Below are 24,193 nucleotides of genomic sequence, written 5' to 3'. Positions count from 1 at the left end.
CGTCCGAATCCCGCGAATAATTCGACCGGCGATCAGCGGCCGCGCTGTTCACGGCACAAAAACGCACTGCCGCACATCATCTGACTTCGACCCGGGGTTCAGGCATGCGGCAGTCTCGCGTCAGCGCGGACGGTCGGAGCAGCGCCGTCGTGACCGCCGCGTCCAGGGCGCCGCCGGTCCAAATCTTCGCGCTGCGAACGAAGGCGGGGATGCGTATGCTCGCTCACCGTTAGTCGAATTACGCTGCGGTCGAACACTTTTGGCAGACCGGCCGGTAGGACGGCCTGGTTTCGGCCGTGGCGCCAAATGCCGGCGGCGTAAACAGGGGAGTTCAGAAGTGTCGAGGTCGCACCGGGCACAAGGATCGCCAGGATTCACGACCCGCGCAGCAGGCCGACTATTCTCACCCGTCGCGTGTCAGCGGCCTCCCCTCTGCACCTTACCGCAATAGCCGGACCAGCTAATTCCTGCACGGCCGGATCCGCTTGCGCCAGAGAAGCCGTACGGATCCTGTCGTCGACCCTTGCCTTCGCTTTCAGGAGTCTGTTTCGATGATTTCATCGTCTCTTTCGCATGAAACGAGACAACCGTCTCGCCCGTCCGCTCCGCCGCATCGTTACGGTGCCCGCGGGTGAAGCTGTATTCGGAGGAGTTCGCGGCCGACCCGCACGCCACGTACCAGCGATTGCGGAGCGAGCACGGTCCGCTCGTTCCGGTAGAGGTGGCGCCGGGGATACCGGCGACTTTGGTCGTCGATTATCGCACGGCACTGGACATTCTCACCGATCCCGCGCATTTCCCGGCTGATCCGAGCCAATGGCAGCAGAGCGTGCCGACGGAGTGCCCGGTACCGTTGGCGATGCGCTGGCGACCGGACGCGTCGCGGACCACGGGAGACGAACATTCCCGCTACCGGACCGCCGTCACCGGCAGTCTCGATCGGATCGATCTGCACACGCTGCGCGACACGGTGGAACGCACCGCGGTATCCCTGATCAACGGTTTCTGCGCGGCCGGTTCGGCGGATCTGCTCATCGAGTACGCGATCCCGCTCACCATCGGGGTGCTCGAGGAGGTGCTGGGATTCCCGCCGGAGGTCCGCGAGGACGCGTACGCGGCGATGATGAACCTGCGCAACGCCGTCGACGTGGACGCGGCGGAAGCGAGCCGACGCACGCTCGAAGCGGTGATGCTCGAGGTGATCTCGACCAAACGCGCAGCACCGGCACGCGATGCGGCCTCTTGGCTGGTCCAGCATCCGGCACGGCTCAGCGAGGCCGAACTCGTGCATCAGATGACCATGTTGTACACGACCGGCGCCGAACCCACGTGGAATCTGATCGCGGTCACCGTGCTGTTGCTGGCGACCGATGACCGGTTCGGAGGTGAACTGCTCGGCGGAGCGCTGTCCACCCGGGACGCGATCGACGAAGTGCTGTTCACCGACCCGCCGAAGGCGAATTTCTGCTTCAGGTATCCGAGTCAGCCGCAAGTCGTCGGAGACGTCTGGCTGCCGCAGCATCATCCGGTGCTGATCGGTTTGGCGGCGTGCAACAACGACCCCGCGGCAGCGGCCGGTGAGCGCCAGGGCAACCGTTCGCACCTCGCGTGGGGCGCCGGTCCGCACACCTGCCCCGCCCAGTCGGTCGCCATGGTCATCGTCCAGGAAGCGCTCGACCAATTGCTCGACGCCCTACCGGAAATCCGGCTGGCGATCCCCGCCGACGAGGTGACGTGGCTACCGAACTCCTTCCACCGCGCGCCCGCGACCGTCCCGGTGACGTTCCCCTCGTCACCACCCCTTCCCTTGTTCTGAAACCGGAGCCTTCTCACCCAGCACAGCCCGGTTCCGGCCGACACACCCCCGAACCCACCCTGACCAGTCGATTAGCACCGCCCCACCCTCGTGCGGTAATCTCTTCGAGCGCCCGCACAGCGGACGCAACGGGCTGTGGCGCAGTTTGGTAGCGCACTTGACTGGGGGTCAAGTGGTCGCAGGTTCAAATCCTGTCAGCCCGACATAGAAAAATCCCCTCCGACCTGCATCGGAGGGGATTTTTTCCTACGGTACCGCCCGCAGAGTTGGGGCCAATCTGGGGCCAGACTTGCCCCGCAGGTGCCGCGACAGCTGATTGCCGTCCTCCTGCAATGCCGCGATATCCGGGTGTAGGTACCGCTGCGTGATCCTGGGATCAGTGTGCCCGGCGATCCGCTGAAGCCGATGCAGCGGAACCCCGGCATCCGCGAACCATGTCAGCCCGGTATGCCGGAGATCGTGACGCCGCAGATGCTCATATCCGAGCTTCGTCACAACCTCGTCCCAATGGGTCGCATCCCGCAGCACTCCCGTTTGGATGCGACCTCCCCGAGGCCCGACGAACAGCCGAGCATCCAACAGCGCCTCTCGCCGCTGCTTCTCGCTCGCCTCCTCCTGGCCGCGTTCAACGCGGGCGCGCGCCTCGTTGATCCGCCTGAGGATCAGCGGACGAATCTCCTCGATCAACGGAATCGGACGCGACCGCTTGCCCTTCGTGCCCTTGTCTTGCAATCCACCCGGCCCCGGCGTCGTCTGCCGCCGCAACGTCCACACCCACTGCTCGGTGTCGATATCCCGGACCCTGCAACCCGAAACCTCCCCGATCCGGGTCGCCGTGCAGGCCGCGAACATCACCACATCGCCCCAGCCGCGAAATCGGCCGGCCGATGCTTCCGTGAGCGCCGTCATCAACTGCTCGAGCGTGGCCCAATCCGGCAACGCCAACGCGCGCGGATCGTCGAGCTCGTCCTCGCGCCGCGCCAGCTGCCGACGCCACCCGCTCACGTCGACCCGGTTGCGATCGATCACTTCGTCGCGCACGGCTTGATCCAGGACCCGCGCCAGTGCTGCCAAGGTGTTCTTGATCGTGGACTCTCCGCAGCCGTCCGCGATCCAGCCCGTCACCGCCCGATCGGCCAAACCGGTTGTGATCATGGTGACCGGCAGATGACCCAGTGTCGGCACCACCCGACGCCGCCAGCCCGCCCGATACGGATCGAGCGTCTTCGGCTCCACGCCCCGCATCGCGGTATCCCAGTGCGCATTCCCGTACTCGGCCAGCGTCGCAGTCGCGGTCTTCGGATCTACACCGCGCAGGGCCGCCTGCTCGATCCCCGAAATCCAGTTCTCGGCTTCCTCCTGGGATTCGAACGTCTTCGACCTCGTGTCCCGGGCCTTGGCCACTGGATCGGTCCAGCGGACCCGAGCCCGAACCATCCCGCTTTTGCCTCGGACCTCGATATAGCCTCGGACTGCGACCCCGAGCGGAATGGCGTCGATGCGGTCGCTCATCACGCCGCCTTCGGATCGATGCGCCTGCTCGACAGGTACTCCATCACGTCGGCGCCGCTGTAGCGGATCACACGATCGGAGATGGCTACGAACGGCGGCCCTTGCGGCGCCTGGCCGGTGCGCCAGCGGCGGAGGCTGGAGGCATCCACCTTCAGCAGCGCAGCAACCTCCTCGGTTGTGTACCAGGCTGTCGGGTCCAGGTGCAAGTAACGATCCGTGTCCATATCGAAAGTCCTGTCTGTTCGTTTTTCCAAGATTTGGGGAGCGCGCGGTGCACTATCCCCACCAGTAATGGGGGTGTGTGTCTGGGTTGGGGCTATGCCTGGTGGCCGGATCGCCCGGACATCCGGGTCCATGAACGCTCCGTATCTGCACAGTCGTCAACTACCCTCTCCTCCAACGGGTCTAAGGCCCTGCCGACCGATCCGGTGTGGGTCCGGGCCGACCCCCACTGCTATCGCGGCAGAGGCCTATTCAGGGCGGGTTACGTCCCAGCCGTATGACCGGACACCATCGGGTGGACGGCGGTCGGGGTTGTCCGGTGCGGTGACGCGGCGGGCATATACTCGTTGGGCGGGCAGAGTCGAATGGTTCAGGCTGCGCGGTTCTCAAGCATCACCTCCTCCTGCGCATCGGCATCGGTGTCGCGTTCGCCGCGGGGGGGCCGTGGCTGTCTCGGGATCGTGGGGGTCGGTGAGCGGGGGTCACGGTGCAGCAGCGTCGATTTCAATGTCGGTGTCGCCGTCGTTATCGGCGAGTTCGCCGGGATTGGTGGTGATGAGCGCATTTTCGGCGGGCGCGGCCAGAGACCCGAACACCGCCCGGTCGGTGCCGGTGACCGCGAGCAACCCCGATCCCCGTGCCGCGGAGAGTAGGAACTGTTTCTCGCCGTCGGAGAGCTGGAAGGCGGTGGCGACCTCGTCGATGGCCTGAGGTGCCTGCCGTAGCAGGATTTGGGTCGCGGCGTTGGACACGATCGCGCGCCCCAGCTCCGTCGACAGCACATCAGCGCAATCCTGCGTCGCGACGGTGAGCCCGGCCCAATGCTTGCGGAACGACTTGGCTGCCCGGAACAGGAATTGTGCTCCTGCCTGCTCGCGCAGTAGCAGCCACGCCTCGTCCACGGTTACCATGCGGGGCCGCCGCTGTCCCGGATTCGACACCCGCCGCCACGTAGCATCCAAAACCAACAGGTTGCCAATGGTTTTCAGCTCCTCGGGCAGCTCCCGTAGCGAAAACACGACTAATCCGCCCTCGGGCTCGGTGGTGGTCGGCCCGTCGATCACGCTGGCATAGGCACCCTCGCCGACGTAGGGGTGCAGTCCGGCGGCCAGTTCTGTGGCGGCGGCCGAGCCGATCCGGTCGAGCTGGTCGCGCAACCCGCTCAACGTGGGCGCGGGGCGGGTCCAGGTGGCGGGGTCGTCGGTGATCCCTACGGCGGCGTAGGTGGCGGCCAGCGCGGCGTCCAGGGCGGCCCGCTGTGCGGCGGTCTGTTCCCCCAGCAGCACCTGGATCAGCCTGTGTAGGAACAACTTGCGTCGGGTGAGCGCATCGGCCGGGGCGCTGCGGCGGCCGTCGGGCCGCATGTGGACTTCCAGATCAAACGGGTTGAGCCGGACCCCGGGTGCGCCGAGGCGGATGTGGGTGCCACCCACGGACTCGGCGAGGCGGCGGTATTCGTCTTCGGGGTCGATGACGACCTGCTCGATCCCGCGATAGAGGGCTCGTAGGATCTCGGTTTTGACCAGGTAGGACTTGCCCGCACCGCTGCGCCCGAGGACGACGAGGTTGTGGTTGTGAGCCTCAGGCCCGAACCGGTCCACGAACAACAACCCCGACGCGGCGTCGCGGCCGTAGAGGACGCCCTGGGGCCGGGCGGCTTGGGCGGGGTCGGCGGCAGGGAGTTGGGGTGAGTCGAAGGGGAATGCCGCGGCGAGGGCGGTGGTGTCGAAGGTCCGCTGGACCCGGATCAGGTCGAGCCCGAGGGGCAACGTGGTCACCCAGGCTTGAGCTGCCCGGTAGGACAGGGTGCAGGTGTCCACGAGCAGGCTCGCCGCCAGAGCGCGGACGGCGGCGACCTCTTCGGTCAGTCCGGTCTCCGTCTCGGCGTGCACGGTCAGATACACCCCGACCCGGAACAACCGGGCTTCGGCGCGCGCGACGCGCGCCGACAGGTCGGTGGCATCCTCGACGGCGACGTCGATCTGTGGGTCGGTCAGGCGGCCCCGGCCGAGATCGTGCATCCGGGAGGATTCGAGGCGGGCCTGCTGGCGGCGCAGCCGGGTGGCGGCAGTGGCCGGGTCGATCGGCTCGACGTGCACGGCGACCTCGACTCTGCCCGGGTGAGTCAGCAAGGGCGCGAGCCAGCCGGCCGTGACCTCGCGCGGATAGCCGGTAACCGCAAGGGTCGCACTCCAGTCGGAGCCCATCTCGAGATGGCGGGTACCGATGGTGAGGGACTCCGGCGCGAACCGGTCGAGGCCCTCGGCGAACGGATCCGGTGATCGGCTGTCGGGGTCGGTAGTGATGACCGTGTCTGTGGCGGCGATGTCGGCGGCCGCGGACACCACGCTCTCTGGGTTGGTGCAGCTGGCCAGCACAGCGGTGGCGGCCTCGTTGTCGAGGGCAGTCACCGAGATCCCGAGAGGGGAAAGGACATCGGCGGCCTCGGTCATCCGGCGCAGCAACCGGGACTCGGCCGCCCGCCGCGCACCACCCGACAGCACCCGCCCCGCGCGTCTGCGGCCGGACAACCGAGCCCGCAGTCCGGTCGCGGTCAGGGGCTCGGTCTGTTCGCGCCAGATCAGCAGTACCTGCCGGTGCACCGGGTCCTCGCGGGCAGCCAGTTCGGTGAGGTGATCGGCGTGGTCGAGGGCTGCCGCAGCGAGGTCGGCTGACATCTGGGCGGCGGCAGCGTGCAGGCCGGTGATGTGCTCGGTCAGGTCCAGGCGGGCCGAGCGGATGAGGATTTGCACGGGTTGGCGCAGAGTGTGTAGCCAGCCAGCAAGCTGGCCGACGAGGCTGTCCTGTTCGGTCGGGGTGCGCAAGCTCAGATTGAGGGTGCCTGCGACAGCGATGGCGGCGAGCCCGTCGGCGCCGAGGTCGACCACCCCGACACCACCACTGCCGCTGGCGGTGACCGATTCCGGCAGTCGAGCCGCCTGCGTTGTCAACGCTGCCGGGGCGGGCATGCGGGACCGGGTCGTGGTGGCACGGCGGGAGATCCACTTCGGGGCCACCTGAACGCGAGTCCGGACGAGGTGGCGTGGGCGGAGGCGGTGACGGATGGCGGCCACGAGCAGCAGGTCGGCCGACAAGCCGTCGCGGCGGGTGAGCACCGCGACCGCGACGACGACGAACACCAAGGCAGCGGCGACGGCGAACACCGACAGAGGCAGCAGGGATCGGGTCGCCGCCCAGGTCGAATACAGCAGTACGGCGGTGGTGGCGAGGACAACGAGCTGGCGGGCGGTGAAGGGCCCCAGCAGCCGGTCGGAGCGGTCGACGTCGGCGGGGATGCGCACGATGGTGCTCACTGGAGGGTGCCTCCTCTCGGGGCGCGGGGCGCGCGGCGGCGCACGGGCAGATCGGGCATGGGCAGATGCAGCTGCCGACCTGCCGGACGCGGCGGTGCGGGTGGTTGTGGTGGGTTCGGTGGCGGTGCGACGGGTTTGACCCGGGTGACGGGGAACGGCAGCGGGTACTGGCCGCTGCGTGTCGGGCGAAGGCGCGCGTACGGGTCGGCCGGGGTGGGCTCGGTGAAGTCGAAGGCGAGCTGTTGCGGTGTTGCGCGGCGACCGGGACGCTGCGGCGGCGGCTCGGGAGCCGGTGGTGATGTTCGGATCCGGCGCACCGGGATCGGGAGCGGGTACTGTCCCCCGGCCCCGGGGCGGATGCCCCGGTACGGGTCGGGCTCACGGAAGTCGAAGGCGAGCTGGCGTCCCCGCGCCGACCGGGTGGGACGTGGCGGTGGAGTGCCGGTCGCCTCGGCCGGTGCCGGGCTGGGTTGCCGCGCGACCCGGCGGACTCCTTCCAGGGGCAGCATGAGCTGCCCGTCCCGTGTCGAGCGCACCCGCGCGTACGGATCGGGCAGCCCATTGCTGGCGGCGGTGCGAGGGGCTCGTGGGGCGCGGGCAGGGCGCGGAAGTCGCCGTGCCGATCCCCCCGACGCGGCGGAGCGGGCACTGCTCGAGGTGGCTCCTTTGAGCATGCCGAGGGTCTTGTAGGCGATGAACCCGCGCACGATCGACCCGAGGAAGCTGCGACCTTGCCCGATCTCGAGCACCGACAACAGCCACATCGGCGTCTTGATCAACACGAACATCAACGCCAAAGCGACAGTGAGGTCGGCGATCTCGTTGGCGTCGGGGCCGAATAGATGCCAGCCGCCGGGGGTGAGCAGGACCCGCAGGACGGTCACCAACGTCAGCGATTGCACAACCTGGATCGCCAGGCAGGCGGCGAAGCTGCGCCACCACCAGCGGGCGATGCCGTCGAGGCCGGGCAGCCCGTGACACATCAACGCCAGGGGCGCGCCCACGATCAGCAGGATCGTGATCGTGACCCGCACGACGTAGGAGATGAGCAGCACCAGCAGCATCACCGACAGCGCGAGTTGCAGCAGCACGAACACGCCTCGGCTCTGGTTGCTGGTGATCGCCAGCTCGGTCAGGGCGTCGGCGGCCGAGCCGGAGTCGACGCCGTCTCCGGCCAGCGCACCGGCGAGGGCGTTGGCGAAACCGATTCCGCCGGTGGCGATCATCATGCTCAATCCCCCGGCCCCGAAGCCGATCACCAGGCGGGGTGCGAGTTCGCGGATCGACCATTGGGTTTGGACGCTCTCGCGCATCATCAACAACGCCCCGGCGGCCATCACGACCAGGACGTAGAGCGCGACCACGATCTGCCACGACTGATTCCACAGAGTGCCGATCTCGGGTATCTGCCCGGGTTCGGGTGTGGTGAGCAGGGTTTGCGAGAGCAGTTCCAGTAGCGGGTTGAGCGAGGTCTCCACGATGCGCCGGAAGAACCCGTCGACCGCGTTCTCCACACAACCGTTGATGTTGGTGACCCCGCACTCCGCCGAACCCGAGCCCGAGCCGGGTGTCGGTGCCGTTGTCGTGCCGGGTGCAGTCGTTGTCGGCGGGGCCGGTGTCGGGGCGGTGGTCGAGGGCGGTGTCACCCACCGGCGCGGGGTTGTCGTGGTCGGTGGAGTGGTTGTCGGGGCGGGTGTGGCCGGTGCGGTGGTCACCGGCGGGGCCGGTGTCGGGGTAGCGGGTTGGGCGGCGGCCCCGGCGGAACTGGTGAGCGCGATCAGGACCGCGGCGAGCACCGCCGCTGCGCTGGCGGCAGCGATGCGCGCGACAGGTGAGAACCGGGCGGGTGCCGGGGGTGCCTGGGCCGAGGTGGTCACGGTCAGGCTCCGATGATGGACTTGAGCACGGCGACAACAACCGGTGCCAGCATCGCCAGCGCGTATCCCAGGCACGCGGCGCGGAAGGCGGTTTTGGCCTTCTCGATCTCGCTGGGGTCACCGCCGCCGAGCAGATAGCGGGCTCCGGCGATGGTCAAGAACAATGTCGCCAGCCCGGCCAGGATGCCCACCAACCAGTTGCGGGCGTTGTCGATCACCTCCCCCAACGACGAGGCGATGGCCAGCACCTCGGCGTGCGGTGGTGCCGCCGAAGCAGATCCGGCGATCGGTACCAGCAGGACCACGGTCGTGGCCGCGACCGCAAGCACCCGCAGCCAATGCCGAGCCGACCGTGGCGTCGCGTGGTTGAGATGTCCCTGGTTGGTGTTCATGCCGCCACCTGCCCGTGCTCGGTGCTCGACGGTGCCGGGGCTGGCGAGTTCCGGTTCGGCCGGCGACCTCTCCGCGGTGACCGATCCGGTGGTGCGAGGGCGGTGACCGCCGCCGCCTCGACCGGGCTGGTGCGCTCGGGGTCGACGTCGCGAGCGCGGTCGTTCAGCCATGCGAGCAGAGCGCGTTCGGCGCGGGGCCGCTGCTTGCGCAACTTCCACAGCGACACACCACGTTCAGCGGCCAAGGCGGTCAGCGACCGGCCCTCCCACCGCGACGCGGCGATGAGTTCGGCGGCGTCGGCGGAGATCACTCCAGCGGCCACGGCTTGGGCCAGCACCGTCTCGGGATGCCCCGGCCCGGCCCCGATCGCCCGCACCCGCTCCCCCAGCGGGGCCAGGTCCTGGTCGAGGTCTCCCACCACCGTCACGCTGGTTCGCTGACGGGTTGCCGCCTTGAGGACGGCGCGGTAGGCACCCCAACGCAGCCGATGCCAGACTCCCGGCTCGTCCACGCTGACGCGCGGCAAGTGGACCAGGAACGCGGTCAGGATTTCGGACTCGACGTCGTGGCGGGCGGTGCTGCTCGCGGTCACGTACTCGCTGGCGGTCCGCGACAGCATCGGCGCGGCCAGCCCAGCGCACACCAGCATCGCGCCCTGCTCCTTGGCGCGGACTCGTTGCAGCAGCCACACCCAGATCTCGTCGACCTCTGCCATCGGGGTGGCCGGGTGCCACAGTCGCTCGCGCAACTGCCCCCAGGTCCGCACCGGGGTGGCGGGGTCGGGCTGCGCTGTCGGCATCGGGCGCGGGTGAGCAGGCAGGGTTTCGGCGGCCATCCGGTCGAAGCCCGCCCACACCACTGCCAGCGGCGAGTCCGGCTTTCCGCCCGGTCCTGCATATGTCGCGACGTGTGAATTCGTCACTACAGATCTCCTTGTTCGGTCGAGAACTTCCGACCTCGCAAGGACACCTCGCGCCCATATCCGAAACGCACCCAAACCCTATCCAAACCACCCCCAAAACATATCTGAAACATATCCAAGTCATATCTTGGGTGGGTTGGCGAATATTTCGCTACCGTTCGCCACGCCCCCAGCAGGACGCCGGATATCCGTGCGGATACGAGCATCTACCTGGACTTGTGAAGCTGCGGATACAGTCAGGATATGAACCGAATATGTTTCAGATAGAGTCCGGATACTGCACCTTCCTCCGTCGGCAACCCGGCACGAAAATTCTTCAAAAAAATTCCGAGCCTTCAGGGAACGGATCGCCTTCCCGAGGCTCAATTTTCGACCTCAGGAAATCCTCAGAAAAATATCGGGTAGTCGTGTCCCGATTTCGGCTTTTTGGCGGAAGTAAGCGAGTACACACCGCTCTCTCGCTCAGGAGGCCGCAATGCCCGCCAGCTCCCGCCGTCCACGCTCCACCGCCGCCGTGGCGATTCCCTCGACCTTGTGGGCGCTCGGACCCGAACCGCTCGATCCCACCGACCGCTGGCCCGACCGGGCGCTGGTTCACACGATCACCGAATTCTCCGCGCCCGGTTCGCGAGTAATGCTGCTCGGTTGGCCCGCCCCCGTCACCCGAGGGGCGTTGCGGATCATCGAGCCCGACACCGCCGCCGCACTGTCCACGATCGGTGATCTGGGCCGCCACGGACTCGACGCCCCCACCGACCGAACCTGGCGCGGTGAGCCGGTGGATCTGGTCGTCGCGAGTCTGCTCGCCGATCACCTCGACCCGATCGCCGCCGCCGAGCACATCACCGCGCTCGCGACCGAAGTCCTCGCGATGGGCGGGTTGCTGGTCGTTTTCTCCCGCTGCCGACACAGCGACTCCGGGATCCTGTTCGAGCCGGCCGGTTCGGTGGTGGCTGCTGCGCAGGCCGCCGATCTGCTCTACCTCCAGCACATCATCGCCGCCCCCATCTCCGGGCAGATCGTCACCGCGACTCCCGCCCCGGCTCCCTCGGGCAACGCGCGCCACGCCATCGCGCACACCGACGTCTTCGTCTTCCTCCAGCCCGCCCATGGCTGAGCCCACACGCCCTCTGCCCCACCGGAACTCTCACGCGAAGGACGCCTCGATGACTCTCGAACCGACCGCCACCGCCACCGCCACCGCCACCGCCGACGTGGACTACGGCACCCCCGCACACACCGGCCCGGCCGTCGCACCGGTGTCGGTATGGGCCACGGCCCAGACCGCGCCCACCGCGCAGCGCCGGGGGCGCTATCACCCCGACAGCACCGCCCATCCCGCGAAGATGTTCCCCGCCATCGTCGCCCACGCCGTGAACACCTACACCCAGCCTGGGGACCTCGTGCTGGACCCGATGTGCGGTATCGGCACCACCCTGGTCGAGTCCCTGCATCTAGGTCGCCGCGCGGTCGGGGTGGAGTACGAGGGCCGGTGGGCGGAGCTGGCGCGCACCAACATCGAGCTCGCCCGCGACGCCGGGATCGATCTCGCCGCAGAGGTCTACCACGGCGACGCCCGCAAGCTGGGCGAGCTGATCCCGGCAGAGCTGCGCGGCCAGGCGAAGCTGGTCATCACCTCCCCGCCCTACGGCGACAGCTTGCACGGGCACGTGCGCGCCAACCGCAAAGAGCCGGTGCTGAAGAAGAACCACCGCTACGGCCAGATCCTCGACCGAGGCAATCTCGCCAACGTCGGGCTCGGCAGACTGTTGAGCGGGTTCACCAAGATCCTGGCCGGGGCCGCCGAATACCTCGCTCCGGGCGGGTATGTGGTGATCACCGCGCGGCCGTGGCGGCAGCACGCCGAACTCGTGCCGCTGCCCGCCCACCTCTACACCTGCGGCGAGCTGGCCGGGCTGGAGCCGGTGGAGCGGTGCGTGGCGCTGCTGGGCCGCCTCACCGAGGGCCAGCTCATCGCCCGCAGCTCGTTCTTCCAGCGCGACTTCATCGTCAAGCAGCGCGCGGCCGGGCTGCCGATGCACCTCATCGCCCACGAGGACGTCATCATCCTCCGCAAGCCCGAAAAATGCGGAAGTTCCTTGGAACTCAAGCGATTTCACGCGGAACCCAAGTGTATACCTGGTTCGTCGTCGGGGATGGATGCTTGGGTTCGCGGTGATCACAAGGGTGCGGCGTGAATGTCGTGGAGGAGCTTGAGGGCGTTGGTGGCGTAGCGGATGGCGGTGGTCTCGTCGAGACCGAAGACTGCTGTCAGGTGCAGTGGGTCGCCGCCGCAGGCAAGGGCTTCCTCGAGCTGGCGGTCGATTCGAAGTTTCTCCAGGTTCGCTGGCAGGCCGTTGCGGGTTCGAAGGAATGTGGGGCTGACCGGCCCGGTCTGCAGGGCGGTGTCCTTGCTGAGGAGCAGGTGGAGGTTCGCGGTGTGGGGCCAGCGGCGGCGCCGATGGTCGAGCCATTCGCAAACGATGCGGTGGGTGAGGTCGTCGAGTGGGCGGGTGTGCCTGGCGATGGTGATCTGCCGGTTGATCAGGTCGATGTCGTGGAGTTGCAGGGCGCGGATCTGGCCGGGCCGGGCAGCGTGCACGGCCGCGAGTACGACACACACCTTCGCTTGCGGGGTTCGGGCGGTCTCGAGCGCGGCGGCGATGTCGTCGTCGGACATGGGTTGCCAGATCGGTGGTGGCGGTTTGTGCAGACTGAGACGGGCGCAGGGATTGGCGAATATCACCGATTCGCGTCTGGCCCAGGTGAACAGCGACCGCAACGCGACCAGCGCGACCATTCGCTGGTCGGCGCGCAGGGCCCCGAGATGGGTGCGGACATCCTCTCGGGTGACCTCACGCAGGTGGTCGTAACGCTGCGACCATGCCGCCAGCGCGGGCCGGGTGGCGGAGACGTAGATGTAGACGGTCTGGGGGTGGCGTGGTTTCCGGCGGGGTCCGCCCTTGCGCAATTGGCGTGCCCAGCGTCGGGTGAGGTCGGCGATGGCGGGGGCGAGGTCGGCGAGTTTGGCGTCGAGCCAGAGCTCGAAGGTGTCGGGCCGGTCGTCGACGAGCACGCCCATTCTCGACAGAACGTCGATGACGTGCAGGCGGCTCACGCCGCGATCACGCAGGACACGATCGAAATCGGAGAACCGGACGGTGTCGGTGTCGGCGTGGGTGGCCAGCAGCATCACCAGGTTACGGTTCAAGGCGCGCCGGATCATCGGGCTGAACCCGTGGGTCTCGCTCATCACATCGGCCAGGTGCAGTGCCCACGCCAACCACGGATTGTGCGGTGCTGCACCCGATCTCAGGTCGATCGTGCCGTAGCGGTAGGTGCGCGGCAGATCGTTGAGCAACACCATCTGCGCGCCGATCGGATTCGGCCGACCCGCAGCCGCCGGCGCGGGTTTAAGTGGGCGTCCTTTCACGCCGTGTCGACGTGGTGCGCTACGAGCCGGGGCACGAGGGCGATACAGGTCGGCGAGAAACAGTTGCTGGTAGCGAACCAGCGGAAGATACGGTGCCAGCACCGTTTTAGCCCGCGGGTCGGTCGCGGACACGGCGCGGTCCTCGCGGGCCTGACACCAGCACAACCGGCAGAACCCGTTTTTCAACGGCACCGACCGCCCGCACGCGCCACAGTCGCCGACCGGGTGGCGACGAGCGGGGGCGGCGAACTGATAGCAGGCGTCGCACACGCCTTGGGCGTAGGTGAGACCCCAGGCCAGACATTCGGCACAGCTGGTCACCGAGCGCGGCACCCTGGCCGTCGACCGATCACGGGCGACCATCGGTTAGCGGGGCGGCAGCGAGCGGCCGTCCCGACGGCGCGGGATCACCGGCGGTGGCGCGTTGACCGCCACCGTGTCCGTGTCGGCTTCGTCGGCAGGGCGTGCCGTCGGCAGTGGTTGCGCGATGAGCAGTTCTCCCACCTCGCATCGCAGCACCGCGCACAGGACGTCGAGGTCGCCGAGCTTGATCGAGGCGGGCTGGCCCGACCACAGGTGCGACATCTTGCCCGCCGAGATCACCAGGCCGTGCTCTGCCAGCATCTGCTGCAGCTGGGAGGCTTGCCAGATGCCGCGGTTGGCCGCGGCCAGGCGCAGGTTCCATTGCATTCAGATCAGTCCTTCCAGCCGTGTCGCCGCGCGCTGATGGCCCGCGATCCAGGCGTCCTCGATTCGAGTGCGGTGCACGTGGACATACCGCATGGTGGTGGCCACCCAGGCATGGCCGAACATCTCCTGGATCGCCAGCAGATCCATTCCGTTCAGATACAGCTGCGATGCGCAGAAGTGGCGCAGCACGTGGGGCGTCAGCCTGCCCGCCCACGACGGCAGATGCGTGGCGGTCGCTTCGGCCAGTCCCGCCCGCAACGAGTCGTACCCCACCCGGCCTCGGCCGCCACCGCGACCGGCGCGCTCGGACGGGAACAACGCCGCACCATGTCGCGCGGGATCGTCACCGAGCTGGGCCCACACGTCCTCCACATACCAGCGCAGCGACCGATCGGCCCCGTTGATCAACGGCACCATCCGCTGCCGAGGTCCCGACCCACGCGCACCTTTCCCGACGCGCACGTGCAGCTTGCCGAATCTTCCCAGATCCCAACGGATATCGGCGAGATCGAGGTGGCGGGCCTCGTTGACCCGCACACCGACATCAGCCATCAACCTCGACGCCGCGTAATTCCGTGCGGCCGTCGCGAACTTGCGGCAGGTCGTCAGCTCCTGCGCCCATCCGGAAAACAACGCGGTGATCTCAGCTTCCGACGGCGGGATCCGCAGCCGGGCGTCCTTGCTCCCTCGCGGCCGGTTCATCTCATCGAGCGGGCACGTCACCACCCGTCCGGTCATCGCATGCAACTCGACCTGGTGACGCAACTCCAGGAACTGGAAATACACCGACAAGGCCTGTGCGCGAGCCAATCTCGTGCCGCCCGGCGAACGGCGCAGCTCGCGACCGAAGTATCGGTCCGCGTCCGCGGCTTCCATCTCCCACAGTGGACGCCCGAACCACTCCCGAACCTGCACCAGATTGCTCACATCGCCGCGGATCGTTCCGTCCGACAGCCCCGCCGCCGAACGCGCCAGCACCAACCCTGCCAGCACATCGGTCTCGAACGCCTCAAGTTCTTCCGGCGACGCCGCCGGCCGATACGACCGCAGATCCCGGACCACCGAAACAGCCAACCCACGCACCTTGCCTTCGGACTATGCGAAACGAGATCGGCTTCAATGAAACCTCTTCAGAAATCCCGAAGCAACCTCAAAGTTGCTCTATACCAACCGAACTGCACCAACCCGCTGGCCAGGACCATGGCGAACGCATCAGAGATGCCGAACTCGCGTGATGTCGTACTAGCCGAGGAGGCAACCGAACGCCGCCGCGCGGGCCGTTTCCCGTTCGGCAGGACGGCGACTCTGCCGACCGTCGAGATCACCGGCCCGGGATCGGTGCCCGCGTGAATCCCGAGCAGGGATGGCTGGGCCGGGCGCTTCTCGCGCCCGGCCGGGCCGTGGCCGACCTCCGCCAGACACTCGAACACGCCCTCGTGTCCGCCGATGCCCTGTTCGTGGTCGCGGCCGGTGTCGCGGTGCTCGCCGCGGTACGGCTCACGGTCCGGTGGCGGCGAGGCCGGCTGAGTGCGCGTGCCCGCCAGATCACCGTGCTCACCCCGCCCTCGGTCGACGCCAAAGGCGCACTCACCTTCTGGGCACACCTGATCGGCCAGCTGCGTCCAGCGTGGGCGAGGACGCTGCTGGGGCAGCCTCATCTGGGGTTCGAGTACACCGTCACCCCTGAGGAAGGGGCGGCGATCCGGCTGTGGGTGCCGGGCGCGATTCCACCCGGGTTGATTGAGCGGGCTGTCGCCTCGGCGTGGCCCGGCGCGCATACCGACACTGCCGAACCCGCCCGGCCCCCACTGCCGAACCCGGTCAAAGGGATCCGGCGGGTCGTGGCCGGAGGCGAGCTACGCCTCGGGCGCCACGAGGGACTCCCGCTGAGCACCGATCACTCCGGTGATCTGGTGCGCAACCTGATCACCGCCGCCGACGACCTCGCCCCCGGCCATGCCGTGTGCGTGCAGATTCTCGCCCGTCCGGTCACCGGCCTCCGCGTCGCCCGCGCCACCCGCTCCGCGGCGAGCGCCAGCAGCCGAGCCGGTGTCGTGGCGGGACTGCTGCGGGAGGCCTTCGACCTTCTCACGCCCGGCTCGAGCAGCGCTCGCGTCTCCCGCACCGCCACCGGGGTGGGAAGCGCGCGGGCCACCGACCGGCAGACCTCGCTCGAATACAGCGCCGCCGCGCGAGGGGCAGCGGCCAAAGCGCGAGGGGCGCATTGGGAGACGGTCGTCCGCTATGCCGCCTCGATCCCGGTCTCCATCGACCCCTCCAGGATCGACTCGACAGCCGAAGCGCGGGCGGTGGCGCGCGGGCGAGCCGACGCTCTCGCCACAACGTTCGGGGCATGCACCGATCACAACTTTTACCGGCGTCGCCGTCGGCTTTTCCGCCTCGAGCGGTTGATCCGGGAGCGGCGTCTCGGGCGTGGGGATGTGTTGTCGGTGCCCGAGCTGGCCACGATCGCGCATCTGCCCACCGACGATGGGCTACCGGGCCTGCAGCGCGCCGGGGCTCGCGCGCTGTCCCCGGCCCCGGAGATCCCCGTCGGTGGGGAGTTCACGAAGCCGTTGGGGATGGCCGACACCGGCACTCGCCGCCCGGTCGCGGTCAAAGTCAGCGACGCCCGTCATCACCTGCACATCCTCGGACCTACCGGTGTCGGCAAATCCACGCTGTTGGCGCGCACGATCCTCGATGACGCCGAGGCGGGGCGCGGGGTGATCGTGATCGACCCGAAGGGCGACCTCGTCACCGATGTTCTGTCGAGGCTGCCGTCTCGCATGGGTGAGCGGGTCACGCTCTTCGACGCCGACGCATCCAGTGCTCCGCCGTGTGTGAATCCGCTGGACATCGGCCGGACCGGGGGCGCGGGAATGGATCTCGCGGTCGACAACCTGACCACGGTTTTCCGCCGGATCTTTCATCAGTGGTGGGGGCCGCGCACCGACGACATCATGCGCGCGAGCCTGCTCACCTTGTGCGCGCAGCCCGGGACCGCGACCCTGGCCGACCTGCCCCGCCTGCTCACCGAGGGTGCGTTCCGTTCTCGGGTCACCCGCACCACCGCCGATCCCGTCCTGCGCGGGTTCTGGGAAAGCTACGAACAGCTCTCCGACACCGGCCGCGCCCAGCTCACCGGCCCTCTGCTGAACAAGCTGAGGGCGTTCCTGCTGCGCCCGTTCGTGCGCGCGGCCATCGCCGGTGGCCCCTCGACCGTGGACTTCGGCGACATCCTCGACCACGGCGGCATCTGCCTCGCCAGATTGCCGAAAGGCTCCCTCGGCGAGGAGACCTCCCGTCTGGTCGGGTCACTGCTGGTAGCGCGGACGTGGCAGGCGGTGACCGCGAGAGCCCGGGTGCCCGCCGCCGACCGACCTGACGCCGCCCTCGTGCTCGACGAGGCGCAGAACTTCTTGAACCTGTCCACCCCGATCGAGGACATGCTCGCCGAAGCCCGCGGACTCCGGCTCTCCTTGCTACTGGCGCATCAGAACTTGGGCCAGCTCTCGCGCGAACTGCGCGACGGCATCTCGGCCAACGCGCGAAACAAGATCGTCTTCGCCGTGTCGCCCGACGACGCCCGCGATCTGGCCCGCCACACCGACCCGTGGCTGTCCGAGCACGACCTGTCGCACCTCGACGCCTTCCACGCCGCCGCGCGCCTGTTGGTCGACGGCCGCAACGCTCGCCCTTTCACCCTCACCACCCGCCCCCTGGACCCACCGATCCCCGGGCGCGCCCGTGAGATCGCCGCCGCCGCCCGCACCCGCCTCAGCACCTCCCGCACCGACCGCGACGAGTGACCCGAGCACCGACAGCTCATCCCCGCCAACCGCCCCCGCCCGTTCGTCCTGAGAAAGGTTGTGCCACCGATGCTCTCCCGCCCTGCCCAGCAGGCAGACAACCGCCGACCCCGCCCCGACAACCGGCCCCGCCCCCGACCGCTCGACAGCACCGCACTCGTCTCCCGCCTGACCGAGCGCGACCGCTGGCTCCTGCGCATGCTGCACGAACACCGCGTCCTGACCACCAACCAGCTCACCAGCCTGGCCTTCCCCACCCAGCCCATCGCCCTGCGACGACTGAACCTGCTGCACCGCTACGGCGTCGTGGACCGTTTCCGGCCGTGGCGCACCCAGGGCAGCGCGCCGATGCATTGGGTACTCGCACCAGCCGGGGCCGGCGTCCTCGCCGCCGAAGCCGGAATCACGGTCCGCGAGCTGGGCTACCAGCACCAGCGCGCCCTCGCCATCGGCCACAGCATGCACCTGACCCACACCCTCGGCGTCGCCGAATGGTTCAGCGCCCTGATCGCCCACCCCGCCCTCGACCAGCGCGGCGAACCCGGCCAGCTCGAGGCGTGGTGGTCACAGACCCGCTGCGAGCGCCTGTGGGGAGACCTCGCCCGCCCCGACGCCTTCGGCCGCTACACCCACGCCGACACCGTGCTCGACTTCTACCTCGAGTACGACCTCGAAACCACCACGGCGCTGTCGCGGGTCGCGGCGAAACTCACCGGCTACGCCGAGCTGGCCCGCACCACCGGCGTCATCGCACCCGTACTGCTCTGGGTGCCAAGTATCGCCCGCGAGACCAAAGCCCGCGCGGCGCTGCACCGAACCTGGGAACGGCTGCCCGATCCCGAGGCCGTGCCCGTGGCAACCGCCGCCGCCGAACTCCTCGCCCCCACCCACGAGGCCAGTCCCGCCGACCAGGTCTGGCTTCCCCTGGACGCCTACGCCGCCAACGCCTCTCGCAGGCGACACCTGCACCACCTCGCCACCACGTGGCCTCGGCGCACCCCACCCGACGCCGACATCGAACCCGAACCGACCTGGGCACCGCAGGGCGGCATCGTCACCCTGTCCCCACCACCCCCACAACCACCGACCTACGAGTCCTGGTGAGCTAGCGATGCTGGTCAAGGCACTCGGGGCAGGATTCGGCGCGTTCGTGTTCCTCACGGTCGTCATCGCGACCGTGGTCAGCGCCGTCGTGGTGTTCGACCACGCGCTCACCCCACCCGCCCCGGGAGCCTCGACCGGCACCGGCTCGACCCCGAGCACCGAAGCGGTGCAGGACATCCCGGCCGAGATGCTCGTGCTCTACCAGGCCGCTGCCGGGGACTGCCCCGGCCTGGACTGGAGCGTGCTCGCCGCGGTCGGCAAGGTCGAGACCGACCACGGCCGCTCCACCCTGCCGGGAGTGTCCTCGGGCGAGAACGCCTCCGGAGCCGGTGGGCCGATGCAGTTCCTCGCTCCCACCTTCGACTCCGTCGTCTCGAGGCATCCCCTGCCCGCCGGTGGCGCGAGCCCGCCCTCGCGCTACAACCCCTCCGACGTCATCCACGCCGCCGCGTTCTATCTGTGCGACTCCGGCGCACCCGATGACCTGCGCGCCGCGATCTGGGCTTACAACCACGCCGACTGGTACGTCGACCAGGTCCTCGACCAGGCCGCCCGCTACCGCGCCACCGACACCTCAGGCGGCGACTGCCAGACCGCCTCGCCGACGAACCCTGCTGCTGCACAGGTGGTCTCGTTCGCTTGTGCCCAGCTCGGCTTGCCCTACGTGTGGGGCGGCAACGGGCCTGAGGTGAATGGCGGCTGGGACTGCTCGGGACTCACTCAGGCCGCCTACCGCGTCGCCGGGATCTCGATCCCGCGCACTACCTACGACCAGGTCCACACCGGCACACCGGTCTCCGAAGACCAGCTCGCCCCCGGCGACCTGCTCTTCTACGGCACCGCCGCCGACGTCCACCACGTCGGGATCTACCTCGGCGCAGGCCAGATGGTGCACGCACCCACCTTCAACGAACCCGTCCGAGTCTCGCCCTACCGGTGGAAAGGCGACGACTTCTACGCCGCTAGGAGACCCACACCCACCCACCACGACGACGGCTCCCGCGCCGCCTCCTGACCATCCCCCTCGCAGGAATGGAGAAACCCGATGCACCACAACAACTTCCGCCTCCGCCGCACCGCCCGCGCGGCGCTGTGCGCGGCCATCGCCGCGACCACCGTGACGGCCGGTGTCGCCGCCGCAGAACCCACACCCGACCGCGCCGGTACCCCGTGCCCACGCTGGACCGCACTGCTGGCACCGGGCACCTACGAGACAAACCCCACCACCACCGGAGGGTCGGCACCCGGCATCCTCACCCTGCTCGGGGAGTCCTTGACCGCCCGCTACGGCAGCGACATCGAGATCCGCACGCTCGCGCCCTCCCCTGGTACGGGATCGGTGAGCGGAGCCGACCTCACCGCGGCGGTGTGGGGGCTGTGCTCGGACACGCGAGTCGTTTTGGCCGGCTACGGCCAGGGCGCCGAGGTCACCGGCGACCTCGCCACCACCCTCGGCAATAAGGGAGGCCCGATCCCAGCCTCCCGTGTCCTGGCCGTGGCACTCGTCGCCGATCCGCGCCGCGACGCCACCACCACTCACCTCGGCACCCCGGTCTCTGGGCAGGGTGTCACCGGGCCACGCTCGCAGGGCTTCGGCGTGCTGAGCGACCGGGTCCGCACACTCTGCCTCGAGGGCGACAGCTACTGCTCGACCACCGCCGAGTCGTCTCCGGTCCTCGCCGCGGTGAGCCGCGCCCTCACCACCGCCGCCTCGGCCGCCTCCACCCCGGCCCCGACCAGCACCGCCTTGCCCACTACCACAGCGAAAGCCCGCGCCACCACGACGAACACACCGACCACCAGCATCGGGTCGGCCTCCACCGGGCAGATCAGCGGATCCCAGGTCCTCGCCCAGGTCGTCACCGTCCTCAACGGTCTCGCCAGCTTCACCGCGAATGTGCCCGCGATCGTGGCCGACCTCGCCCAGCTGCCCGGCCTGATCACCGCCGCCGACGTGCGCGGCGTGCACCGCGTCTCGGGGGACCTGAACAACCAGTTCGCCCCGCTGGTCGAGCTGGCCGATGGGCTCGACCTGCGGCTGGTGGAGCGTGCGCTGGCGTTGGCCGCGCCGCTGGACACGACCGGTGTCGCGACGATCGCCGCTGAAATCGTCGGTGTCCTGGCCGGTCTCGACATTTCCCGCATCGCCACCGATGTCGGCCGCGCTCAGGAGATCGCCTGGACCGCCGTGGAATCCCTCGCCGGTGGTGACCCGGTGGCGGCGGTGTTGGCGCTGACCGGGCTGGCACCGGTCGCCGCCGATCTCGTCTCTGCCACCGCCGCAGCGTTCACCGGCCAGCAGTTCCCCACCCTGACCAACACCTACACCGCCTCGACGGCCGGAACGGACACAGCGGGCAGCGCCACCGGCACGGGCACCGCCGTTCCGGCCGCCCAGGATGGCCACACGGCCACGTTCGACGCCACCGGCTACAACACCGCCGCCCCCGTGCTGACCGACTGGATCGAACAGGCCATCGACCGCAGCAAGTAGCCCGCGCCGTCCGGCACGGCGCACAGAAAAACGGCCCGTGGTGCCGAGCGATTGCTCGGCACCACGGGCCGTTTTCAGCGGGTAGGCGGTCAGGAAATGATCGGCGGCACTGCGCGCGTGAAAGCGGGCGGGGCACCCTTGTCGCGGAACCGCCACGACGGCAACGGCGTGGGCGCGGCGTCGATCTGCTCACCGCCGCCGCTGTCGCCGCCGTCGCCGTCGCTGGTGGTGCCCTGGTCGATCAGCTCGTTCAGGGTGGCCACGACCACCTCGCGGGCGGCGGTATCGAGGTCGCGGTACAGGGTGCCGGTCAGCGGGCCGGTCATGATCCGCACCGCACCGGTGTGCGGGAAGAACTCGCCGTCGGTCGTCACCTTCTCGTAGCGCAACGCGATCGGCACCCACGGCACCAGCGACACCAGCACCGGCATTTCCAGCTCACGCATGGCCGTGTCCGCGATGGCGATCCACAGCTCCAGGCTGTCGGGAGCGTGGCTGGAATCGGCGTACACCCGGTACAGGGCCGAGGCGAGGACCTTGGGGGTTGGGGTGGAGTACATAGTCGAGCACCTTTCTCAGAGGTTAGATTGAGAGGGCGGTGTCGGACTCCCCGGAGATAGTCGCTCCGGGGATTCCGGCATCGCCCGTTGTCAGGACGCGAGGGTGAACTTCTTTGGGGCCGTGCTGGTCTGGCGCGCGGTCCCGTGCTTGGTCAGGGTGACCAGGGCGTTGTGGACCGCGCCGCTGGACCGGGCCAGGGCTTTGCCGATCTGGTGTGGGGTGAACTCCTTTCCGGGGTTTTCGCGCAAGTGGTCCTCGACCTGTCCCCGCAGCGCACCAGCGGGCAGGCGTTCCACCGTCGACTCCGGGTCCGCCGCAGCGCCGTCGTCGGCCGCCGCCGGGGGTACCGGGGCCGGGGTGGCGGGATCGTCGCCCGTGGGGGCAGCTACCGCCGTCTCTGGGGTGGTGGCGGGGGCGGGGTCGGCCGGGGCCGCCTGCTCGGCGGGGGTGGCCGGTTCGGGCGCGGTGGGTTCGGCCGCGATAGATTCCGGGGTCGCCGGGTCGGCCGGTGCGGTGGCCGCCGGTTCGGGTACGGCGGGTTCGGGCGCGGCCGGGGCCTGTTCGGGTTTCGCTCCGGCGGTCCAGTTCTTCCCGGCCCCGGGCTTGCCCGGATCGGTGACCGCCCACACTGCCCCGGCGAGTTCCCATTCCGTCAGCAGATGCCGCGCGGGGATGGTCCCGATGGCTGCCATTTCCGCCAGCTCGGCGGTGGTGCTGCCGGGATGGGTTTCCAGGGCCTCCCACAGCGCGCGTGCTTCGGCATTGTGCAGCGCGGGCACCTCCGCCGCCGACACGGTGGCGGGTTCGGTTGCGGGCCCGGCGGTGTCGGGGTCCGGTTCGGCCGATGTGAGTGTCTCGGGCGAAACCGGTTCCGGCGTGGCGAGTTCGGCGGGGCCCGGGTCGGCGGGCGCGGCGGGGGCCGGGTCCGGTTCGATGGCAGCGGGTGCGCCCGCGCCCTGGGCCCAGGTCTTGGCGGCCCGAGGCGAATCGGGGTCGGCGTGCGACTGTGCACACCCGGCGGTTTCCCACTGCGACAGCAACCGCCGCGCGGTGGACAGTCCGATCCCGGCGATGTCTGCCAGCGCGGCGGTGGTGCTGCCGGGATGGGCCCGCAGCGCCGCCCACAACGCGCTGTCGCTGTCGCGGCGCAACACCGGCACCACACCCGACCGCGAACCACGTTCCGGGGCAGGCGCGGCCGTTTTCGTAGGGGCGCTGGAGGCGTTCTTCTTTTTGGACATGGGGGTTCCTTCCAAACAATGGGTTTCGGTGAATTCGGTGATGTCCCGGTCGGGACGGAATCCGCACCGATCGGGGCGATTCCCAGGGGGTCGGTGCCGTTTCCGGTTCCATGACCGCTCGATAGGGCGTGTGATGTCAAGCGCAATGTGGAAAATAGTTCCGGCCCCGGATTCCTCTCTTCCATTTCTGGAATGCGAACGGCACGAGAGGAATTCGACCCGCCACTATTCATTTGCGCGAGACCAGGTGACTCACGCCGGCGACCTCGCCGCAGTGCCGCAGCGGACGAGGACACACTCCGGAGCACGCGGCCGGTTGCGGGTCGCGCCCGCTACCGCGTTGCCACTGAGTTTGGCTCCAGGTTTGGATGACGCCGTCCTCGTCGTGACCTTGGGTGTTCTTCATCAGGCGCATGAGGGTTTCCTGTTCGTGGGCTGAGTTGGGGTCGGTTGTGTCGCTAGCGGGCTCATCGGGTGAGGCGCTCGCGCAGGGGGCCGGTGGTGCGGTCGAGCCACACACTCGCCCCGTGCCCGCGCCCGCTCCGGCGCACCAGGTCGGCGGCACCGGTGGCGTAGGCGGCGATGTCGTCGGGGTGCACGAGGTGAATACGCGGGGCGGCGTAACCGCCCGTACCGCCGGTCACGTGCGCCACGGTGTACATGCCGCGCACGTCGTGGGGGCCGGGGGCGTAGATGATGAATTGATCGCCGGTGATGGCGTTGGCGATCACGTAGATCGGCTCGAGGGCGGCGGTGGTGGGGATCGCGGGGTCGGTCATGGTTTGCCTCCTGTCGTTGCCGC

The 24,193-nt window shown here is 69.1% G+C and carries 21 protein-coding genes and 1 tRNA gene; 10 read left to right on the top strand and 12 right to left on the bottom strand.

The features are described 5' to 3' along the window. Positions 1-631 precede the first annotated feature (631 nt). Together ON19_RS37225 and ON19_RS37220 are read left to right on the top strand one after the other, a co-directional pair. Complete coding sequence (locus ON19_RS37225; protein ID WP_051169743.1) at positions 632-1,816, top strand: cytochrome P450 family protein; 1,185 nt, start codon at positions 632-634, stop codon at positions 1,814-1,816. Positions 1,817-1,945: 129 nt separating this feature from the next. Further along, a tRNA-Pro gene (locus ON19_RS37220) sits at positions 1,946-2,019 on the top strand. A gap of 43 nt (positions 2,020-2,062) precedes the next feature. Here the strand turns inward: ON19_RS37220 and ON19_RS37215 are convergent. From ON19_RS37215 to ON19_RS43085, 4 genes are all read right to left on the bottom strand, one after another. Beyond that, positions 2,063-3,328 carry a site-specific integrase gene (locus tag ON19_RS37215; RefSeq protein WP_043704103.1) on the bottom strand — a complete coding sequence of 422 codons (1,266 nt, stop codon included), beginning with the start codon at positions 3,326-3,328 and terminating at the stop codon, positions 2,063-2,065. Continuing rightward, entirely contained in the window at positions 3,328-3,552 is a 225-nt protein-coding gene (locus tag ON19_RS37210) for a helix-turn-helix transcriptional regulator (protein ID WP_043704100.1), read from the bottom strand. The genes ON19_RS37215 and ON19_RS37210 overlap by 1 nt, the downstream gene beginning before the upstream one ends. Positions 3,553-4,032: 480 nt before the next feature. Beyond that, positions 4,033-6,864: a PrgI family protein gene (locus ON19_RS43090; protein ID WP_083899968.1), complete on the bottom strand. Its 2,832-nt coding sequence runs from the start codon at positions 6,862-6,864 to the stop codon at positions 4,033-4,035. Next, a complete protein-coding gene (locus tag ON19_RS43085; RefSeq protein ID WP_051169742.1) occupies positions 6,861-8,378 on the bottom strand; it encodes a TrbL/VirB6 family protein in 1,518 nt (505 codons plus the stop codon). Before ON19_RS43085 ends, ON19_RS43090 begins: the two co-directional genes overlap by 4 nt. Positions 8,379-8,388: 10 nt before the next feature. Here ON19_RS43085 and ON19_RS39605 point away from each other — a divergent pair, with 10 nt between their 5' ends. Next, on the top strand, positions 8,389-8,757 hold the full coding sequence (locus tag ON19_RS39605; protein ID WP_051169741.1) for a hypothetical protein: 369 nt from the start codon (positions 8,389-8,391) through the stop codon (positions 8,755-8,757). Here ON19_RS39605 and ON19_RS37190 read toward each other — a convergent pair. Both ON19_RS37190 and ON19_RS41545 read right to left on the bottom strand, forming a co-directional pair. Continuing rightward, a complete protein-coding gene (locus ON19_RS37190) occupies positions 8,744-9,133 on the bottom strand; it encodes a pilin (RefSeq protein ID WP_043704098.1) in 390 nt (129 codons plus the stop codon). The two genes, ON19_RS39605 and ON19_RS37190, sit on opposite strands and share 14 nt — an antisense overlap. Continuing rightward, positions 9,130-10,056 carry a hypothetical protein gene (locus ON19_RS41545; protein WP_157230071.1) on the bottom strand — a complete coding sequence of 309 codons (927 nt, stop codon included), beginning with the start codon at positions 10,054-10,056 and terminating at the stop codon, positions 9,130-9,132. Before ON19_RS41545 ends, ON19_RS37190 begins: the two co-directional genes overlap by 4 nt. Positions 10,057-10,531: 475 nt before the next feature. On the opposite strand from ON19_RS41545, the gene ON19_RS39595 reads away from it, so the two are divergent. Both ON19_RS39595 and ON19_RS37175 read left to right on the top strand, forming a co-directional pair. Further along, a complete protein-coding gene (locus ON19_RS39595) occupies positions 10,532-11,173 on the top strand; it encodes a hypothetical protein (RefSeq protein ID WP_051169739.1) in 642 nt (213 codons plus the stop codon). Between the two features lie 49 nt (positions 11,174-11,222). Continuing rightward, a complete protein-coding gene (locus ON19_RS37175; RefSeq protein ID WP_051169738.1) occupies positions 11,223-12,254 on the top strand; it encodes a TRM11 family SAM-dependent methyltransferase in 1,032 nt (343 codons plus the stop codon). Here the strand turns inward: ON19_RS37175 and ON19_RS37170 are convergent. From ON19_RS37170 to ON19_RS37160, 3 genes are all read right to left on the bottom strand, one after another. Then, positions 12,236-13,423, bottom strand: coding sequence for a site-specific integrase (locus ON19_RS37170; RefSeq protein WP_218006552.1), 1,188 nt, complete (start codon positions 13,421-13,423; stop codon positions 12,236-12,238). The genes ON19_RS37175 and ON19_RS37170 overlap by 19 nt on opposite strands. 432 nt (positions 13,424-13,855) lie before the next feature. Continuing rightward, on the bottom strand, positions 13,856-14,179 hold the full coding sequence (locus ON19_RS37165; RefSeq protein ID WP_043704096.1) for a helix-turn-helix domain-containing protein: 324 nt from the start codon (positions 14,177-14,179) through the stop codon (positions 13,856-13,858). After that, positions 14,180-15,253: a tyrosine-type recombinase/integrase gene (locus ON19_RS37160; RefSeq protein ID WP_043704092.1), complete on the bottom strand. Its 1,074-nt coding sequence runs from the start codon at positions 15,251-15,253 to the stop codon at positions 14,180-14,182. It abuts the gene before it with no gap. Between the two features lie 144 nt (positions 15,254-15,397). Between ON19_RS37160 and ON19_RS44360 the strand changes: the two genes are divergently transcribed. The 5 genes from ON19_RS44360 to ON19_RS37140 all read left to right on the top strand — a co-directional run bounded on the left by ON19_RS44360 (position 15,398) and on the right by ON19_RS37140 (position 21,589). After that, on the top strand, positions 15,398-15,529 hold the full coding sequence (locus tag ON19_RS44360) for a hypothetical protein (RefSeq protein ID WP_255218460.1): 132 nt from the start codon (positions 15,398-15,400) through the stop codon (positions 15,527-15,529). Next, entirely contained in the window at positions 15,526-17,991 is a 2,466-nt protein-coding gene (locus ON19_RS37155) for a type IV secretory system conjugative DNA transfer family protein (protein WP_051169737.1), read from the top strand. The genes ON19_RS44360 and ON19_RS37155 overlap by 4 nt, the downstream gene beginning before the upstream one ends. 69 nt (positions 17,992-18,060) lie before the next feature. Beyond that, complete coding sequence (locus ON19_RS37150) at positions 18,061-19,095, top strand: replication-relaxation family protein (RefSeq protein WP_043704089.1); 1,035 nt, start codon at positions 18,061-18,063, stop codon at positions 19,093-19,095. 7 nt (positions 19,096-19,102) lie between these two features. Then, positions 19,103-20,110, top strand: coding sequence for a C40 family peptidase (locus ON19_RS37145; protein WP_043704086.1), 1,008 nt, complete (start codon positions 19,103-19,105; stop codon positions 20,108-20,110). Between the two features lie 30 nt (positions 20,111-20,140). After that, positions 20,141-21,589 (top strand): cutinase family protein, encoded by a 1,449-nt coding sequence (locus tag ON19_RS37140; RefSeq protein ID WP_043704083.1) that lies wholly within the window; start codon positions 20,141-20,143, stop codon positions 21,587-21,589. An 89-nt stretch (positions 21,590-21,678) separates the two neighbouring features. On the opposite strand, the gene ON19_RS37135 is transcribed toward ON19_RS37140, so the two are convergent. From ON19_RS37135 to ON19_RS37125, 3 genes are all read right to left on the bottom strand, one after another. Beyond that, positions 21,679-22,149 (bottom strand): hypothetical protein, encoded by a 471-nt coding sequence (locus tag ON19_RS37135; protein ID WP_043704081.1) that lies wholly within the window; start codon positions 22,147-22,149, stop codon positions 21,679-21,681. A gap of 90 nt (positions 22,150-22,239) precedes the next feature. Further along, a complete protein-coding gene (locus ON19_RS37130) occupies positions 22,240-23,391 on the bottom strand; it encodes a hypothetical protein (protein WP_157230070.1) in 1,152 nt (383 codons plus the stop codon). Between the two features lie 467 nt (positions 23,392-23,858). Continuing rightward, positions 23,859-24,170: a hypothetical protein gene (locus ON19_RS37125; RefSeq protein ID WP_043704076.1), complete on the bottom strand. Its 312-nt coding sequence runs from the start codon at positions 24,168-24,170 to the stop codon at positions 23,859-23,861. Between the last annotated feature and the right edge of the window lie 23 nt (positions 24,171-24,193).

The organism is Nocardia abscessus NBRC 100374 (assembly GCF_000308455.1).
In the GTDB taxonomy this organism is placed as follows: Bacteria; Actinomycetota; Actinomycetes; order Mycobacteriales; family Mycobacteriaceae; genus Nocardia; species Nocardia abscessus.
This window is presented reverse-complemented; position numbering and strand designations above follow the sequence as displayed.

Excerpts from the sequence above, each read along its gene's own strand:
- ON19_RS37215 (WP_043704103.1), bottom strand. The coding sequence starts at position 3,328 with ATGAGCGACCGCATCGACGCCATTCCGCTCGGGGTCGCAGTCCGAGGC.
- ON19_RS37210 (WP_043704100.1), bottom strand. The coding sequence starts at position 3,552 with ATGGACACGGATCGTTACTTGCACCTGGACCCGACAGCCTGGTACACA.
- ON19_RS39605 (WP_051169741.1), top strand. The coding sequence starts at position 8,389 with ATGTTGGTGACCCCGCACTCCGCCGAACCCGAGCCCGAGCCGGGTGTC.
- ON19_RS37190 (WP_043704098.1), bottom strand. The coding sequence starts at position 9,133 with ATGAACACCAACCAGGGACATCTCAACCACGCGACGCCACGGTCGGCT.
- ON19_RS39595 (WP_051169739.1), top strand. The coding sequence starts at position 10,532 with ATGCCCGCCAGCTCCCGCCGTCCACGCTCCACCGCCGCCGTGGCGATT.
- ON19_RS37175 (WP_051169738.1), top strand. The coding sequence starts at position 11,223 with ATGACTCTCGAACCGACCGCCACCGCCACCGCCACCGCCACCGCCGAC.
- ON19_RS37170 (WP_218006552.1), bottom strand. The coding sequence starts at position 13,423 with ATGGTGTTGCTCAACGATCTGCCGCGCACCTACCGCTACGGCACGATC.
- ON19_RS37165 (WP_043704096.1), bottom strand. The coding sequence starts at position 14,179 with ATGCAATGGAACCTGCGCCTGGCCGCGGCCAACCGCGGCATCTGGCAA.
- ON19_RS44360 (WP_255218460.1), top strand. The coding sequence starts at position 15,398 with ATGCCGAACTCGCGTGATGTCGTACTAGCCGAGGAGGCAACCGAACGC.
- ON19_RS37150 (WP_043704089.1), top strand. The coding sequence starts at position 18,061 with ATGCTCTCCCGCCCTGCCCAGCAGGCAGACAACCGCCGACCCCGCCCC.
- ON19_RS37145 (WP_043704086.1), top strand. The coding sequence starts at position 19,103 with ATGCTGGTCAAGGCACTCGGGGCAGGATTCGGCGCGTTCGTGTTCCTC.
- ON19_RS37140 (WP_043704083.1), top strand. The coding sequence starts at position 20,141 with ATGCACCACAACAACTTCCGCCTCCGCCGCACCGCCCGCGCGGCGCTG.
- ON19_RS37135 (WP_043704081.1), bottom strand. The coding sequence starts at position 22,149 with ATGTACTCCACCCCAACCCCCAAGGTCCTCGCCTCGGCCCTGTACCGG.
- ON19_RS37130 (WP_157230070.1), bottom strand. The coding sequence starts at position 23,391 with ATGTCCAAAAAGAAGAACGCCTCCAGCGCCCCTACGAAAACGGCCGCG.
- ON19_RS37125 (WP_043704076.1), bottom strand. The coding sequence starts at position 24,170 with ATGACCGACCCCGCGATCCCCACCACCGCCGCCCTCGAGCCGATCTAC.